Origin of the sequence: uncultured Odoribacter sp. (assembly GCF_937966165.1) — a bacterium.
In the GTDB taxonomy this organism is placed as follows: Bacteria; Bacteroidota; Bacteroidia; order Bacteroidales; family Marinifilaceae; genus Culturomica.
In genome coordinates, this window is record NZ_CALCLB010000010.1 from 1 (window position 1) to 16,945 (window position 16,945).

Annotated in this window: 12 protein-coding genes and 1 riboswitch; of the genes, 9 read left to right on the forward strand and 3 right to left on the reverse strand. The window is 40.5% G+C overall.

The features are described 5' to 3' along the window. A partial coding sequence (locus tag Q0465_RS03080; protein WP_298612652.1) for a hypothetical protein occupies nt 1–553 on the reverse strand: 553 nt, incomplete at its 3' end. Nucleotides 554–1,406: 853 nt separating this feature from the next. Here Q0465_RS03080 and Q0465_RS03085 point away from each other — a divergent pair. Together Q0465_RS03085 and Q0465_RS03090 are read left to right on the forward strand one after the other, a co-directional pair. Next, nucleotides 1,407–3,374, forward strand: a complete 1,968-nt coding sequence (locus Q0465_RS03085; RefSeq protein ID WP_298612655.1) for a fimbrillin family protein — start codon at nt 1,407–1,409, stop codon at nt 3,372–3,374. 151 nt (nt 3,375–3,525) lie between these two features. Beyond that, the gene (locus Q0465_RS03090; protein ID WP_298612657.1) at nt 3,526–4,260 is read left to right on the forward strand and encodes a bifunctional 2-polyprenyl-6-hydroxyphenol methylase/3-demethylubiquinol 3-O-methyltransferase UbiG; all 735 of its coding nucleotides are present in this window, start codon (nt 3,526–3,528) and stop codon (nt 4,258–4,260) included. Nucleotides 4,261–4,514: 254 nt separating this feature from the next. Here Q0465_RS03090 and Q0465_RS03095 read toward each other — a convergent pair whose 3' ends face one another. Then, entirely contained in the window at nt 4,515–5,150 is a 636-nt protein-coding gene (locus tag Q0465_RS03095) for a hypothetical protein (RefSeq protein WP_298612660.1), read from the reverse strand. A gap of 686 nt (nt 5,151–5,836) precedes the next feature. Between Q0465_RS03095 and Q0465_RS03100 the strand changes: the two genes are divergently transcribed. Together Q0465_RS03100 and Q0465_RS03105 are read left to right on the forward strand one after the other, a co-directional pair. After that, entirely contained in the window at nt 5,837–6,403 is a 567-nt protein-coding gene (locus Q0465_RS03100; RefSeq protein ID WP_298612663.1) for a cob(I)yrinic acid a,c-diamide adenosyltransferase, read from the forward strand. Next, entirely contained in the window at nt 6,400–7,917 is a 1,518-nt protein-coding gene (locus tag Q0465_RS03105) for a cobyric acid synthase (RefSeq protein ID WP_298612666.1), read from the forward strand. Before Q0465_RS03100 ends, Q0465_RS03105 begins: the two co-directional genes overlap by 4 nt. On the opposite strand, the gene Q0465_RS03110 is transcribed toward Q0465_RS03105, so the two are convergent. Next, nucleotides 7,909–9,243: a cobyrinate a,c-diamide synthase gene (locus tag Q0465_RS03110; protein WP_298612668.1), complete on the reverse strand. Its 1,335-nt coding sequence runs from the start codon at nt 9,241–9,243 to the stop codon at nt 7,909–7,911. The two genes, Q0465_RS03105 and Q0465_RS03110, sit on opposite strands and share 9 nt — an antisense overlap. 274 nt (nt 9,244–9,517) lie before the next feature. Continuing rightward, a riboswitch (cobalamin riboswitch) is annotated at nt 9,518–9,716 on the forward strand. Between the two features lie 54 nt (nt 9,717–9,770). Between Q0465_RS03110 and Q0465_RS03115 the strand changes: the two genes are divergently transcribed. From Q0465_RS03115 to Q0465_RS03135, 5 genes are all read left to right on the forward strand, one after another. Beyond that, the gene (locus Q0465_RS03115) at nt 9,771–11,969 is read left to right on the forward strand and encodes a TonB-dependent receptor (protein ID WP_298612671.1); all 2,199 of its coding nucleotides are present in this window, start codon (nt 9,771–9,773) and stop codon (nt 11,967–11,969) included. Nucleotides 11,970–12,012: 43 nt separating this feature from the next. Then, on the forward strand, nt 12,013–12,933 hold the full coding sequence (locus tag Q0465_RS03120; RefSeq protein WP_298612674.1) for a sirohydrochlorin cobaltochelatase: 921 nt from the start codon (nt 12,013–12,015) through the stop codon (nt 12,931–12,933). An 89-nt stretch (nt 12,934–13,022) separates the two neighbouring features. Continuing rightward, the gene (locus tag Q0465_RS03125; protein WP_298612677.1) at nt 13,023–14,492 is read left to right on the forward strand and encodes a PepSY domain-containing protein; all 1,470 of its coding nucleotides are present in this window, start codon (nt 13,023–13,025) and stop codon (nt 14,490–14,492) included. A gap of 42 nt (nt 14,493–14,534) precedes the next feature. Then, nucleotides 14,535–15,794, forward strand: a complete 1,260-nt coding sequence (locus Q0465_RS03130) for a TonB-dependent siderophore receptor (RefSeq protein ID WP_298612680.1) — start codon at nt 14,535–14,537, stop codon at nt 15,792–15,794. A 27-nt stretch (nt 15,795–15,821) separates the two neighbouring features. Further along, a complete protein-coding gene (locus Q0465_RS03135; RefSeq protein WP_298612682.1) occupies nt 15,822–16,874 on the forward strand; it encodes a TonB-dependent siderophore receptor in 1,053 nt (350 codons plus the stop codon). Nucleotides 16,875–16,945: the final 71 nt, after the last annotated feature.

A 16,945-nucleotide genomic window follows, 5' to 3' on the forward strand; every position in this document is an offset into this window, starting at 1 on the left:
TGCTTTTTTGATTTTGTAATAACGTCTTGAATGCGTCTTTTGTCATGACGCAGGGTAAAGCATAATCCGGGCTTAAAATTAATTCTTTGTCAGTCTTTTGTTTCAAAAGTTTTATAGGATAAATGATTTGTCTTTCCAGAGGAAAATGAACAAAATAAATTTTTTGACCGGGTATCTCAGTGGAAAAAGTATACATATTTTTATGGGTTTCCTGACAATCCGTAATGATATTTTGATACCGATAAATATCGAAATTACATTTTATAAGTCCAAATACGTTGAAAGAGGCTAAATAATCGACTATATGTTTGGGATCTTCCCTAACTTCATAATCAGTAATAAGAAGAATAGTTCTTTGTTGTCTGTAAATATTTCTATGGTTTTCATAATACCCTAAGTCCGAATTTTCTACATATTGAACTAATTGTTGTCTTGTATCTTCTTTTAAATTAATTGCGGAAATATCCTCAGAATTACAAGTGATCAAGAAAGAGTTTAAAAAGATACTACCTATCCCTAAACTGCTTAATTTTAAAAATTGTCTGCGATTCATAACGGTGAGTATTAATTGGACAGACTTAAGACGTAAAAATGGAATATATCAAATTTATGACATATCCTATAGAAAATAAAGTTTTCTTTTTTAATTTATGTTAAATATAAGAAATTACACGTTAGGGCACGTCCCTAATGTGTAATTTTTATTTCACGGATTTATACTCCTCAATATATTTGTTTTAAAGAACAAGGTAAAAAGAAAATCATTTTTTATAAGATATTCGGTAAATTATATTATGACTATTTACTGTCAGCTTGATTCCTGCGTAAATTTTGTTCTATCTGGGAGAAGCTTGTTTATTTATTTAAAATTAAAAAATGAAAAATATAAATAAGGAACGAAAGTGTATTGTTTTTATAGAATTTTTCCTTTTTGTGAATTTTTTGAAATCTTTCTGAATGATGCTTTTATTGGTATAAATATATTTTACTATTTCACTTTAACGATATTGCTCAAGAAGGATTTGATGAATTTAAGTGAATTGAAAAGTGGAAGAAGGGAATAAAAGTTTATTAAAAAATAAAATTACACATTAGGGCACGTCCCTAATGTGTAAAACAGAAGAGGTTGAGGATAAATTAAGATTGAAGAAGTTGTTTTTTATATATAAAAATATAATTTTGTGAAAATTAATATTCGAGTTCTATTCAAATCATTTTTCTCCAACGGATAAAGGTATGAAGTCTGGGTAAGCGGATTTTTATACCAAATATAAAAATTATTGTAAATCGTATTACAGGATCATTTCTGGCATTTAATTAAAAGAATCTCTTATGAATTTAGATATTTTTCTGTTTTTGAAAAGAATTTCTAGCTTTTAATATTAACTAATTTAAAGACAAAAACTATGAGAAAACATTTGATTGTATTATTTAGCTTGCTTACTCTCTTAGGGATTGTAGGATGTAGTGATGATAAAAATGAACCGCCTGTCATAGAGCCGGAAGCTGTGACATTGGCTGTAAATACGGAGAATGTTTATGGTGAAGAACTTGCTGTTAGTTGGAGTGAAGGAGATCAGTTAGGAGTATTTGCAGCAGAAACAGTTAACGGAACTTTTTTACTTTCCGGACAAGGAGGAACTGCTGCCGGTAACTTTGCCGGAGAAATTACGGGAACTCCTCAGACTTACGCTGTTTATTATCCGTATGCGGCTACGACTGTTATGGAGGAAAAGGTATTGTCTGTTAAAGTTCCGGAAATACAGCATTATACAGCTGGCAAATTGACAAAGGGAGAAAATCCGATGGTAGGTGTGTCAGCGTCCACAACGGTAAAAATGAAAAATTTATGTGGAATATTAGGGGTAAAAGTTGTAGCGGAGAAAAATGTCACTGTTTACAGTATTACGTTTAAGGCTGCTGAAGGACAAAAAGTCGCCGGGGATGCTGCTGTGGATATAAGTGGTGGGGCAGAAGATCCTGTACTTGTTATGTCGGGGACGGCTGCCAATAGTGTGAAATTGAATGTGTCGGATGAGGGTTTTATTATAGCTAAAGGGAATTCTGCTATGTTTTATATTGTATTACCTCCTCAGACCTATACGGGTGCTGAAATTTCAATCCATACCGGGGATAATGAAGATAAGGTGTTTCAGGTAGAAGGAGGTTTGACGATAAACCGTTCCGCCATGACAAAAGGAGTTGAATTTGTTTTTGAAAAAGACGGAGAGCCTAAACCGGAAGACGGGACAGATTTAAATGATCCAAACCGGTATAACATCAGTGGTTTGACAGAAGTTTATTCCAACTGTTATCTGATCGGTCAGTCAGGAGCTTATTTTTTCAATGCTACCGTAATTGGAAATGGGGAGGACGGCATACATCCGGACGGAGGATTCCATACGGAATCTGTATCTATATCTCCTCTTTCGGCTGCTTTATTGTGGGAGGAAGAAGAAGGGAGCGTAACTGATGTGAAACTGAGTGAGGGCGGAACCTATCTGATGTTTAATGCTGTTAAGATACCTGGAAATGCTGTTATTGCAGTATATGACGGGGCTAATGGAAGTGGTAATATTTTATGGAGCTGGCATATCTGGCTTTCTGAGACGCCCCGGGATCATCAATATAAAGATTCGGATGGAAATAACACTTACCTGGTTATGGACCGGAATCTGGGAGCTAAATATGCTCCGGCTACGGATGTACAGGCAGATATAGAGGCGATGACTACAGCTCAGCGTTTTGCTTCCTATGGGTTGTATTATCAATGGGGTCGGAAAGATCCGTTCTGGGGAGGTGCTACTGTTACGGGTATGAAGGAAAAAACGGTATTTGGACAGGTAACTGCTTTCAATACAATTGCGTATGACGAGACTCAGGATAATGTCAATAATAATCTGTTATATGCCGTTCAGCATCCTGCGACATATATTTTGTGGAATAAAACGAACTTGGTGTGGACGGTAAATCCGGTCCCTAATCTTTGGGGGAATCCTACGGGTTATGATAATTATCCTAAAGGGAAGAAGACTATTTACGATCCCTGTCCGGTTGGCTATATGGTTTCTCCAGCCGATTTATGGCTTGCTTCTAAATTTGATGAAGCTTATGTAGGTAAGTTTTCCAAAGGCCGTATGTTTAAATATGACGGAAATAATATTGCTTGGTATCCGGGAGCCGGATTACGTTGGGAAGATGATGGAGGATTAGGAGATGTCGGAATTGCCGGATATTATTGGTCAAACTCAGTGTTCGATGCAGAAGGAAAAGGGGCTGCAGAATATCTGTTTCCGCTCAGCTCAACAGATATATTTACTTTGAATAAATATGCATCTGCTTCAGGGCATAATGTCCGTTGTGTAAGAGAATAAGCATCCATAACGGATAAATCCATTGATTTTTGGGTATAACCCCTATCTCTATTTCCGGAGAGATAGGGGTTAATTATGGAAAAATTAATTCTTATTTTTGTAATTTATAAAGATTGGGGTTTATTAAGAATTTGTTTTAAAGGAAAATACCATGAAGGAAAATAAATACAATGAGCTAAACTTTTTTAAGCAATACAGTCAGATGTTGCGTTCATTGGAAGGGTTGAAGGGAGCAGGAGAATGGCATATATTGAAAACATTATTACCGGATTTTAAAGGAAAGAGGGTATTGGATTTAGGTTGTGGTTTTGGGTGGCATTGCCGGTATGCCGTGGAACAGGGTGCCATATCGGTTGTCGGAATTGATCTTTCGGAGAAAATGATAGCAGAAGCTAAGACAAGAAATGCTTCCCCACGGATAGATTACCGTTGTATGGCGATTGAAGATTTTGATTTTAATCCGGAAACATTTGATATTGTAATCAGTTCGTTAGCCTTTCACTATCTGGAGTCATTTGAAGATTTATGCCGGAAAATTAATAATTGTCTGACAAAACGGGGATGTTTTGTATTTTCAGTAGAGCATCCGGTGTTTACGGCCTACGGAAGTCAGGATTGGTATTATAATGCTCAAGGAGAACGTTTACATTGGCCTGTTGATCATTATTTTACGGAAGGAAAACGGAAGACGGATTTTTTAGGGGAAGAAGTTATTAAATACCATAAAACATTGACTACCTATATAAAGGGTCTGATTCAAGCCGGGTTTGAAATGACTGATTTTGTAGAACCCCAACCGGACGAATTACTTTTCGACACGATTCCGGATATGAAAGATGAACTTCGCCGTCCAATGATGTTAATTGTGGCCGCCGTAAAAAAATAATTTCTGTTATCTGATTTAGGAATGACCGAATTTTTTTGTTTAATTTATGAACGGGATTTCAGCTCTTTTCCGTTAAAGAAATTCTTCAGGAAAAATCATTCAATGGGATTCATAATATATTAAAAAATAAAATTGCAAGTTACAAGTCAAAATTGACAGGTTACAAAGGGAGGTTAGCATTCATAATTTGTAATTGTTTATCATGGGAAGATCAGACTTGTAACTTGCGTGAAGGGACAACCTGTATTTTTATTTTAATTTAAAAAATCGGCCAATTTTTTACGTAAACGGAGTAATTGATCCGGGGAGGAAATTTCTAATTCTTGGTCGTTAGCTGTTATCCGGTAAGTGGTTACCGGTTGAAGGTCGTTTCCGGACCAATGAGTTTGTTGGCTGAGCGCCGGTGTTTCTTCCAGAAAATAATTGTCTGCAGGAGGGTCGGTTTGAATATGTATAGAAACTGTTTCTTCCTTGTACTTTTCAGAAAGAAGCGGTAAAGAAGGGATTTCTTTTTTATAACTATTCTCTTTCTCGAGTAAATTTAAAAAGGTGAGGATAGTGAAAGCTATTTTCTTCATTTGCTTGGTGGAAATGCATTGCAGGTAACTATCACAAGTTTCCATAGAATAGACCGTATGAAAACAATCGTTATCTGCATAATGTGTAGTGATCTTATCAAAATGAATCGGATAATCTTCTTCATTTGTCGTGCTGTTGGGAGATAAAAGCTGATGCCGGGTTAACATGGAGTCAATAATCTCCTTTATCTCTAAGAGATGTTTAAAAGACAATTGCCGGAGGGCCTGGGAACCTATCCGGAGGGAATAATGCTGCTCTGACGCATAAAGAGTGTCTGGCTTTCCGTTTTTTTTATTTACTGTTGTTTTCATCGTTTGTAGATTAGAATAATGAGTATATTTTCAGGTATTTTAGCTACAATATGGTTTTTCAATTTATATTTTGAAGTTAAAGAATCTCTTTATATAGCAATACAACATTGATAATTTAATACAATATTGTAAATGACAAAGTAGCTTAAAGCGCCGGATTATTAAAAATGGAGGAGTTAACCGCATGTATTTTTAATAAACTCCTCTATTTTAATCGGGAAAATTTCTTTTTAAAGAGGGAATAAGAGGCCTCTCCGGACTAGGTGAAATTTCGTTAAGGCAGAAATAAGGAACGGTTCCGCCTTTCCCGTTGTCCTACACTTCAAGAGCAGTGGGCACATTAATGCTCCACACGGGGGTACAGAACCGTTGTATGAAAGCAGCAGGCAAAAAAATGCCTGCCGCAATTGACAGGTTTCCCTGCTCTTGGGTAATGTAGGACAGGAGCAAATGTAGTATTATTTTTTCAGTATTGCAATATTATAAGTAAATTTTGAGGAAAGGATCAAAATTAATTATACGTTTTAAGATTGTGATAGTTTTTATTAAAAGAGATTCTGAAAATAGTAAATAAGCCGATGCTCTTATCCGATGAAAAGAAAAATAAAATGCTGATTGTATTTTTTATCCGATTGGTATTTTCATTTCTGAGAAATGGTATCTTTGTCAGCATAAACAGAGCAGACATGAAAATTTATACAAAATCTGGCGATAAGGGTACTACCCGTATTCATGGAGGAGGGCGGGTGGATAAAGATGACATCCGGATTGAAGCGAATGGAACTTTAGATGAATTGAATGCTGCCATAGGAGTTGTCCGTTCTTTTCTGGGAGAGGGGCATGAATGGCAAAGTTTTCTGTTTGAGATTCAAAAAAATTTAATGCTTGTCATGTCGCAGGTGGCTACTCCTTCGGAAATCAGAGGGGAAAATCCTAATATTTTGCCGCCGGAATTGGTGACGTTTTGTGAAGCGGGGATTGATCGTTTGTCGGAAGAGATACAGGAGGAAGGGTATTTTATACTTCCCGGAGGAAATTTGGTTTCTGCCCATTGTCATTTAGCCCGTACTATTGCCCGTCGGGCAGAGAGGCATTTATGGACTTTGAACAGAAAGGATGGTTTACCTGCTGAAATTTTAATATTCCTCAACCGGCTTTCCGATCTTTTTTTTGTAATGGCGAGGGTGGCCATGCAAAGGGAGGGCGGTATAGAGGAAAAATGGAAATCTTTTACTTATAAAAAAAATAAATGACAGTTTCTTTGCAGCATAGGAAAAAGAGCGGGCTGAAACCGATTATGTTTGTCGGTACCTGTTCGGATGCAGGTAAGAGTGTAATTAATACAGCTTTTTGCCGGATATTCCGGGAGGATGGATATACTCCGGCTCCTTTTAAGGCGCAGAACATGTCGTTGAATTCTTATTCGACTCCGGAAGGGGGAGAAATTGGGCGGGCGCAGGCTGTACAGGCTGAAGCTTGTGGAATACCCCCCCATACGGATATGAATCCGGTACTATTAAAACCGACGAATGACAAAAGTTCACAAGTAATTTTAAACGGACGGCCTGTTGGAAATATGAGCGCGCGAGAATATTTCCGCAGTGGAAATAAAGATTATTTGCTACAGGAAGCTTTGGCGGCCTATAGGCGTTTAGCCGGGAAATATAATCCGGTTGTACTGGAGGGTGCGGGCAGTATTTCTGAATTGAATTTACGGGAAAGGGATATTACCAATATGCGTATGGCCAGGGAAGTTGGGGCAGCGACGTATTTGGTAGCGGATATCGATAGGGGCGGTGTTTTTGCTTCGGTATATGGTTCGGTGATGTTATTACCGGAGGAAGAACGGAAATTGATAAAAGGGATAATCGTGAATAAATTCCGGGGAGATGTGTCTTTATTTGAGGAAGGACGGGAATTGATCCGGAAATTGACAGGTATTCCGGTAGTAGGAGTATTGCCTTATTTTACAGATATACAGATAGAAGAAGAGGATTCCGTAGCCTTGGAACAGAAGGAAATGCACGCTCTTTCCGGTAAAATCAATGTGGCTGTGGTATTATTACGGAGGATATCTAATTTTACAGATTTCAGCGTTTTAGAACAGGATAAACGTTTCCATTTGTATTACACCAATAATGTGGAAGAAATTCGAAAAGCCGATATTATTGTTTTACCCGGTTCGAAGAATACCATAGCTGATTTAATGAATATCCGGGCGAATGGGATTGCTGAAGCCGTTGTACAGGCTTATAAAGCAGGTAAAAAAGTCGTAGGAATTTGCGGAGGTTATCAGATGATGGGGTTGCGGGTAGAAGATCCGGATCAGGTTGAAGGGGAAATCGGTATGGTACCCGGTTTAGGCCTATTTCCTTTAGTAACGGTGATGGAAAAAGAAAAAACCACCTGTCAGAGCCGTTTCCGGTATAAAGGAGGGGAAGAATGGTGTGAGGGGTATCAGATTCATATGGGAAGAACTGAAGAAATCGGAAAAGAAGGAGAATTGAAAGAGGGGTTAAGCCGGAGCCTGAATACTTTGGAAACAGGGGAAAGGGATGGGTTTTATCTGGATGAGAGGTGTTGGGGAAGTTATATACACGGTATATTGGATCATGCCGTTGTTCTGAACGATTTGGCTGCTGGTTTAACGCAGCAGCGTTGTGAGCATTTTGATTATATGTCCTTCAAGCAGGAACAATACGATAGGCTCGCCCGGCATGTCAGAGATGCTATGGATATGGACTATATATATTCTACTTTACGTTAAAATAGCAGAAATTAAATCTGTTTTTTCTCCCCAATAAAAATGGATATAACTTGCTGTTACCTGATTAAAACGGTAGATGGGGGTATCTACTTCACTTCCTTGTGCGTTATATATCTGAGTATGGGGGAGTGATGGAACAGATCCAGGAATAATACGGGAATAATGAAATTCATGGCCTCTCCATTCCTGTCCGTTGTGAATAACTTTCCGGTACCCTAATTTCAGTTTCATATTTTCCATTGTAGCGGCCTGAGGTAAGTAACCGCACATGGGAAACTTTTTCCCGTTGGGATCCGCAATATAATTGCCTAAATACATCATCCCTCCGCACTCGGCCAGTACGTGTCCTCCGGATTGGCAATAGGCATAGATAGCGTTGCGCATTTCTTTGTTATCACTCAGATCGGGCAGATATAGTTCCGGGTATCCGCCCGGAAGGTAGATAAAATCGGAAGGGGGAAGTGCTGTATCCCGAAGCGGGCTGAAAAAAGTGATATCCCCGAATCTTTTCAGCGATCGTATATTTTCCGGATAAATAAAATTGAAGGCTTCATCCCGAGCGACAGAAATACGTATACCGGGTACTGGAGTGACAGGTTCTTCCCTACCGATACCGGACAGAGAACAAGTAGAAGAAGTGATTTCCAACAGCCTTTCAATATCGATTGTTTTTTCTATTTCCAGGGCTACGCGGTCCGCAAATTCGTCCAGACAAAACCTGTTATCGATGTTCAGGCCCAAGTGGCGGGAAGGTATTTCGATATTCCGGCATTTCGGTAGATATCCCAAAGCTTCTACTCCTGCGTCCCGACAGGCCTGGCGCAGATAATCGTAATGCGTTACGGAACTGACAAAATTGAAAATGGCTCCGACAATCCGGATATGGGGTTGGAAATGTTTAAATCCATAGAGAAGGGGGGCGACGGAATAGGCCGAAGAACGGGCATTGATAACCAATATTACGGGCAGATCCAGTATACCGGCTATTTCGGCACTGCTGCCCTGCATAGCTTTATATCCGTCAAATAAACCCATAACTCCTTCTGTTATACATACATCTGCCTGTCGACTATAGAACGAATAAAGGTTTTTAATATGTTTGTCCGAAGACATAAAAGAATCCAGATTCAAGGAATTCCTGCCTGCTGCGATAGCATGGTGCTTCGGATCCAGGTAATCCGGACCGCATTTAAACGGTTGTACACTTACTCCCCGTTTTCTGATCGCACGTAGCAAACCGATGGTTAAAGTTGTTTTCCCGCATCCGGAAGAAGTGGCCCCGATAAGGAAATGGGATTTGTTTGAGGACGGACAAAGAGAAGGCATTTCGCAGAGTGCTATAAGATTTTTGATTTTATTTTTTGCAAATATAAAATTTTAGAAGTTTTCTGAGAAAGGAGTCGCCTACTCTTTTTGAAAATTTATAAATGTCCGGTGATTTGATAGCTGTTTTTGATTTGATTATCCCCTTATAGGAAGAAGTTGTGAACATTGTATATTCAGTTTCTGTCCGCGAAAGAAGTATGGGGATGTAAAGGAAGAGGTAAAATGAAAAATAATAAGTTTTGAATTTTTATTAGTATATATTAATAAAACTTTATATATTTGCGCACGCTTTGGTAAACAGGCAGATATGCATCTGCCGTTTAAAAGGGAATCCGGTTGGAATCCGGAACAGTGCCCGCTACTGTGATGCCTTTTATGATGAAAAGTGTCTTACACCACTGTCTACGCGCGAAGATGGGAAGGTTGCTTTTCAAGGCTTAGTCAGGAGACCTGCCAGGGTGTAACACAGATAATAGAGTATTTTCGGGGTCAGGAATACTATTATTAACCCTAAATGAATCATTTTAATGAAAAAGTTGTGTGTGCTGGCAGCAGTAATGTTGTTTGCTGTATGTAATCTCTGGGCGCAATTGACGTTCAGGGGCAAAGTTGTACAAGCTGTAAACGGGAGGGCTCTGTCCGGAGCGAATGTCCGTTTGGAAGGAACCACGCTGGGGACGGCTACTGATAGTGATGGAACTTTTCTTTTAAAGGATGTTCCGGCAGGAGAGTATGTATTACGGGTTTCCTTTACGGGTTATGAAACTGTCCGTAAAAAAGTCGATCGTAGTAATGAAAATCTGTTTTTTGAGATGTCGGCTTCACCGATAAATCTCAATCAGGTGGTAATAACCGGTACGGGGACACATCATCGTTTAAAGGATTCGCCTGTACCGATAGAAGTTATTTCCGGAAGGGAGATTCAAAAAGCGGGTATTGTAAAAATTGACGAGGCTTTACGAATGATGAATCCGTCGTTCAATTTTTCTACGAATGCTATGGGAGATTATATGACGATGAATGGACTGCAGAACGGCTATATTTTAATATTGGTTGATGGCCATAAAGTGGCAGGGGATATATCCGGAAATACGGATTTACAGCGGATTGATCTGAGCCGGGTGAAACGAATTGAAGTTTTACAGGGATCGGCTTCCGCACTTTATGGCTCGGAAGCTATGGGAGGAGTTGTCAATATAATTACAGAGAGCCCCAAAGAGAAGATAAATTTATTGTCCCGTACCCGGATTGCAGAGAAAGGACAATTTACCCAGAATCTTTCGGCAGATGTCAATGCCGGTAAATTTTCTTCTCACACTTCTTATCAGCGGTTACAAGCCGGGGGATGGCAATTGAGTCCCTACGAGACGGATACAAAAGATCCGCGTGGGTATAAGGAAACGGTTAAACAAGCTTCCAATCGTTTTAGATCGGATGTATTCAATCAGAAATTGAAGTTTTCTCCGACGAAAAGCTTGGATATCTATGCAGAAGGAAGTTTTTATCAGCGCTATGTTTATCGGCCGGTAGCGGCTTACAATTATGAGATGTCTTATCAGGATTATACGTTGGCGCTGGGGGCAAAATACCTGTTAAATAAGCGTTCTTATATTGCTTTGGATTTGTATAATGACAATTTTGAGAATAATTATAATTATATAAAGGATTATCAGAAAAATAAAAAAGGAGATGTCGTACTCAACAAACGACAGCATTATTACAATGCGAATCTGAAAGGAGTTTTTGTATTAGGTGAATCTAATAAACTTTCTGCCGGACTGGAATACCGGGACGATCGGCTGAAGAGTCCGGAAGCGTTGAATAATGAGGAGAAAAGTGCTTACACCTTGTCTCTCTATGCTCAGGATGAGTTGACATTATTCCGGAAGTTGCAGATTATCCTGGGGTTGAGATATGTAAATCATGAAACATTCGGCGACCGGGTTTCTCCCAAAGCTTCTTTGATGCTGCCTGTGGGGGCTTTCAATTTCCGTGTGGCTTATGCAGGCGGTTTCCGGGCTCCGGGTATGGAACAGTTATACTATGAAAAGGTAAAGGGTTCTACAATAAGTATAGGAAACCAGAATTTGAAACCGGAAATCAGCAATTATTATTCAGCAAATATCGAATATATAGGCCATAACTTTACTGTTTCCGTGAATGGTTATATTAATGATGTCGATAAACTGATTGACTATAAATACATTGATTTGACGGATGAGGATAAAGCTAACGGTATCAAAAAAAGGCGGATGTATGTCAATCTGAATGATGCGCGGGTAAAAGGTGTGGATGTGAATTTCAACGCTTATCTGGGATTGGGATTTACTTTGGGAGGTGGATATAGTTATTGTGATGCCTGGGGAACTATGGATAAGGGAACGGAAGATGAGGTAAGGCAGCATTTAGACCGGAGTATCCGGCATACGGGAACCGTTTCAGCCAATTGGAACCGGGAATGGACAGGATACAGGTTGAATATCAATCTGAATGCCCGCGGGCAGAGCAGCCGTTTCCATGCTTCCAACGGGGTAGCTCCGGGACATTGGTTGTGTAATCTGACCACCACCCATGCGATCACCTGTTTGGGGCGTTTTGTTTTGGAACCGACTGCGGGGATTGAAAATCTGTTTGATTATACAGACGACCGGCCTTTTGGGGTTAATTATGCAACCTTATCTCCGGGACGGACATTTTTCGGAGGATTGACAATTCGGTTTAAATAAAGGGAAATATTGAGAAATTAGCGGCAATAAAATTTGATAAAAGATGAAATTAACAGGAACAATAATCATGCTGTGTATGACCCTGACTTGTTTTGCACATTCCGAGGAATCATATATTGAATCTGAGCTTTTCGGATCCTTAGGTCCCCGGGAGAAAGGAGCCGTATTAGTCGTACATTTTGGGACAACTCATAAAGATACACGTGAGCAGACAATAGATGTCATTAATGAAAAAATGAAAGAGGTCTTTCCGGGAATAGAGGTGAGGGAGGCTTGGACTTCCCGGATGATTATCCGGAAATTAAAGGCTTCCGGAATTGAAAAAATGAACCCGACGGAAGCGCTTCGTAAATTGCATGATGAGGGATATACCCACGTTTTGGTACAGTCTACCAATATTATTGAGGGACAGGAAATGAAAGAGTTGAGGCGGGAAGTAGAAAGTCTTTCCCTGAATTTTAAAGATATTCGTTTGGGAAATCCGTTGCTCTATGCTGCTGCGGATTATGCTGAAGTGATACAGACTTTAACTGAAGCAATAGAACCTGTGCAAAAGAGTGGCCAGAAAATATTCGTGGGTCATGGGACTGCAGATCCGGCAACGGCCTCTTATGCAATGCTGGATTATATGCTAAAAGCTGAAGGCTATCCGGAATACCATGTGGGAACTGTCGAAGGGTATCCGGCTTTTGAAGATGCTTTGCGTTTGCTTAAAGCCGGAAAATCGAAGGAGGTCACCTTAATTCCGCTGATGTTTGTCGCCGGAGACCATGCTAAAAACGATATCGCCGGTGAATGGAAAGGGAATTTGGAGAAAGCCGGTTTCCGGGTGAATCTTTATTTAAAAGGTTTGGGGGAACATACGGGTATACAGGATTTATTTATCGCTCATGCCCGTTTTGCAGCAGCCCATAAGCCGGTCGATATGACTGTGAAAAAGAGAAACTATTCTATTGGGAAATAACTGAAATTTACCGGAGTATAAATTTTTGCAGGGACGATAATCGGTCTCTGCCTGGGAGGCGTGTGCTTACTCCGGCTTTCATGAATCGTATGTTGACAAGATTTATTAAACAAATTCACAAAATATTGGGTCTGATCCTCAGTATTTTGTTCCTGATGTGGTTCCTGTCGGGGATAGTGATGATCTATCATAGCTTTCCGCGGGTAAATCAGGGGTTGAAATTAGTCCGGCAAGAATCCTTAGAGGGGGGGCTCCCTGGGATAGATTCTTTGGTGAGGGCTTTGCCCGATAGTTCTCGTGTAGCGGGATTATCGGTCAATATGTGTCTCGGTCGTCCGGTTTTTCATTTGAGGGGCAAACAATTGCCTTCGGAACTGTATGCAGATTCGTTCCGGAAGGTTGAGAAACCCGGATTTCCTGAAATCTGCCGGCTGGCAGGACAATTGGGAGGAACATCTGTTTGGACAGTGGACACTATGTACCGTCTGGACCAATGGATTCCTTTCGGTTATTTGGAAAGGGAATTTCCTATTTACAAGTTTACGTTTGAGGATGAAGAGCGTCAGGAGATGTATATTTCTTCTCAGAGCGGAAGAGTATTGCAGTGGACAAACCGGGAATCCCGGTTTTGGGCTTGGTTAGGGGCAATACCGCATTGGGTGTATTTTACTTCCTTAAGGCAAAATCAACCCCTATGGATTAATTTTATGATTTGGGCTTCCGGTTTAGGGGCAATTATGTGTTTTACCGGTCTGTGGACAGGTATCTGGGCATTTTGGAAAAACCGGAAGAAAGGATGGCGTTCGCCCTATAAAAAATGGTGGTTTAAATGGCATCATATTTCCGGAATGATTTTCGGGCTTTTCGCTTTGACTTTTGTATTCAGCGGAATGATGTCGTTAGTGGATCTGCCTTCCTGGATGCAGAAAGGGAAACAGAAAAACCGGGAAGTCCGTTTCCGGGGACGCGGAGGGGAGATGTTGGCATGGGATTGTTATAGGCTGGATTACCGGAAAATTGCAGATCGTTTGCAAAATGTCAAAAGTATCGAATGGTCTTCTTTTGGGAAACATCCCTACTATGTCGTCCATACTGCAACGGAAAAACGTTATATCGATGCTTCCGATTCCACCCGTTTATTGCCTTTCCGGCTGACAGAGGCAATGGTGAATGAGAAGGTACAAAAAATTCACGGTAAGGATATTCCTTATTCCATAACCTGGATGACGGATTGGGACGATGACTATCATTCACGCCGGAACATGCTGTCTCTTCCGGTATATAAGGTAGTTGTCGGAGATGAACTCCATACCCGCCATTACTTTAATCCTGAAACTTTATATCACCGGCAGGTTGATGACAATGGCCGTTTGCGTGGCATCCTGTACGGAGGGTTACATAGCCTGAATTTTAAATTTTTGACGGACCATCCTGTATTGTGGAATATCCTAATGTATGTATTACTGATCGGAGGATCTTTTCTTTCTCTTTCCGGAGTCGTGCTGACTTTAAAATGGTTGGGACGCGGGATCCGGAAAATCGGTAGAATGCGGAAATGAAATATTTTACAAGTTTAAATAGAATTTTAAATATCTGAAAACATGAAAAAATTAATTTTAAATTTCGTCATATTGATTTGTATAACAAGTGTATACGGTCAACACCGTAAAAGTATTACGGATACAGTCTTTTCGCTGGAACAGGCGAATGTTTACGGGACATTGAAACATAAAGTGAATCTTTTGAATTTGGATGTGCCTTTGAAAATTTTACCGGTGACCGTTACCCGCTTGTCGTCTGAAGTTTTGGAACGTAAAAATATTTTGAATCTGGAAGATGCTGTTCGTTTTTTGCCAGGTGTTACCGTAAAAGATCAGCTGGGTGCCTTCTATCGTTTTTCGGTCCGAGGCAGCAGTGAGGCTGTCGTTTCTATCGATGGTTTCCGGGACGAGCGTTCTTTACTGAATAATGTGCCTTTCGGGGATTTATCGTCGGTAGAATCCATTGAAGTGCTGAAAGGGGCTGCTGCTGTATTGAGCGGTCACTCGGTAATGGGAGGGGTAATCAATATCGTACGTAAAAAAGCGGTGCCCGATTTTATGGCTGGCGCCCGTTTAAGTTATGGTAATTGGGGAGTAAAATCGGCCAGCTTGGATTTTGGTGGTAAATTGGTCGGCCCCCTGACTTATCGGGCTACAGCCCATTATTCTACGGGGGATGGTTACCGGCATGTGCATGCCGATCGTTTTTCCGTGACCGGGACACTGGCTGCCGATTTCGGAAAGACAGGACATATAGAAGGGACCATTGGTTATAGCGACGATAAATATGATACGGAAATCGGATCGGCTCCTGTACTGTCTTCCCGTATGGGAGATGTGATGAATGCTGAAGGAAAAATTGTTATGCCGGTGGGTGCACGGAACCCTTTTGCCGATTACCACACGATATATAACGATTTTAACAATAATATGATGAAAAGACGGGTAACCGACGTCTCGCTGACTTACACCCAGGAGCTGACTTCTTTTATGAAATTACGGGATAGATTTAGCTGGAATCATAGTGATTTGGATTACGCCAGTGTAGAGGGAATGAATTATCGGACAGATACCCTGGATCTCTTTAACGGGGGTTATTATTACGAACGGGGAGGGAAAAAATATTATATAGATCTGACCGATTCCTTAATTACCGGAAGCCCTTTGTGTTTCAGTCCCGACAGCCGCGGATGGACGAATATGCTGGAATTAACCGGAGAATTTAAAACCGGAAGCGTCGGACATAAATATATTATCGGTTATACCTATTCTTTTTTTAATTACACCCAATACAATGGCTGGAATAGCGGGGACACCTAGGGCCCCGGTCTGAATCAGGTTGTTGCTTTGCATAACCCGCATCTGGTACGTGACTGGTGGGATTACAAATATTCCGAAGCTTCTATACGGGAATGGAGGACTTCCGGACTTTATTTGCACGATGTGATAGGTATCAATGCGAAGTGGAAAGCCATGGGATCTGCCCGTATGGATTTTTACAATTACCGGACGGCCACAGCTGCCGTAAAAGACGGAGGACAGGATTATGACGATGCAGACCGGAGTGAATGGAATAAGGTAAAGACTTCTGCCTTTACCGGCCGGGCCGGGTTAGTGTTCCTGCCGGTTGAAGCCATTTCCTTGTATGCTTCTTTTGGTTCGCATTTTAAGCCCTATAATACCATGTATAACGAACGGGTGATTTATCTGGATAAAAAAGGAAATCGTTTCGATCCTTCCAAAGACGGAGGGGAAGTATTCAAACCGGAAAAAGGATATCAGGCAGAAGTCGGAGTACGGTATACGTGGGCAAACCGTCTGGACTTTTCGGCAAGCGTATATTACATCCGCAAAAATAACGTTGTCAAATCTTTAGGTACTGAATATGAAAAAGACGAAAATGGGGTCGATGTAGAGAAGACTATTCAGGGACAGGTGGGAATAGCTGATTCCAGGGGATTTGATCTGGAACTGACCGTACGTCCTGTTTCTACCCTGGCTATTACAGGAGGGTTAGGCTGGCAGGATTACCGGATCAGAAAGATTCGTAAGAGTGATGAATATCCTGAATATACCGATCCCAGTAAGAATATACGGGCAACCGGTATTCCCCGGACGACATTCTACATATATGGTGATTATACTATCCCCAAAGGAGTATTGAAAAATTTGTCCATTCATTTGAGTGGAACATTCCAGGATAAAATATTTACAAATGTAGCTACCCGTACTTATTATCCGGCTTTATTCCTGGTCGACGGAGGATTGTTTTATACCATAAAGAAAAAAGTGACCTTGGCTTTAAACGTGGATAATCTCTTCGATAAAGAGTATTATAAGAGTACTACTGTTTTGGGCAAACCGAGGAATTTTACCGGAACGATATCCTATCGTTTTTAACATTTTTCCTGAAAATGTTTGTATTTTCCTTTTTTGCCGGTTTTTACAAACATTTTAAAAAAGAGAGAATA

Coding starts and splice junctions, on each gene's coding strand:
- Q0465_RS03085 (WP_298612655.1), top strand. CDS start 1,407: ATGAGAAAACATTTGATTGTATTATTTAGCTTGCTTACTCTCTTAGGG.
- Q0465_RS03090 (WP_298612657.1), top strand. CDS start 3,526: ATGAAGGAAAATAAATACAATGAGCTAAACTTTTTTAAGCAATACAGT.
- Q0465_RS03095 (WP_298612660.1), bottom strand. CDS start 5,150: ATGAAAACAACAGTAAATAAAAAAAACGGAAAGCCAGACACTCTTTAT.
- Q0465_RS03100 (WP_298612663.1), top strand. CDS start 5,837: ATGAAAATTTATACAAAATCTGGCGATAAGGGTACTACCCGTATTCAT.
- Q0465_RS03105 (WP_298612666.1), top strand. CDS start 6,400: ATGACAGTTTCTTTGCAGCATAGGAAAAAGAGCGGGCTGAAACCGATT.
- Q0465_RS03110 (WP_298612668.1), bottom strand. CDS start 9,243: ATGCCTTCTCTTTGTCCGTCCTCAAACAAATCCCATTTCCTTATCGGG.
- Q0465_RS03115 (WP_298612671.1), top strand. CDS start 9,771: ATGAAAAAGTTGTGTGTGCTGGCAGCAGTAATGTTGTTTGCTGTATGT.
- Q0465_RS03120 (WP_298612674.1), top strand. CDS start 12,013: ATGAAATTAACAGGAACAATAATCATGCTGTGTATGACCCTGACTTGT.
- Q0465_RS03125 (WP_298612677.1), top strand. CDS start 13,023: ATGTTGACAAGATTTATTAAACAAATTCACAAAATATTGGGTCTGATC.
- Q0465_RS03130 (WP_298612680.1), top strand. CDS start 14,535: ATGAAAAAATTAATTTTAAATTTCGTCATATTGATTTGTATAACAAGT.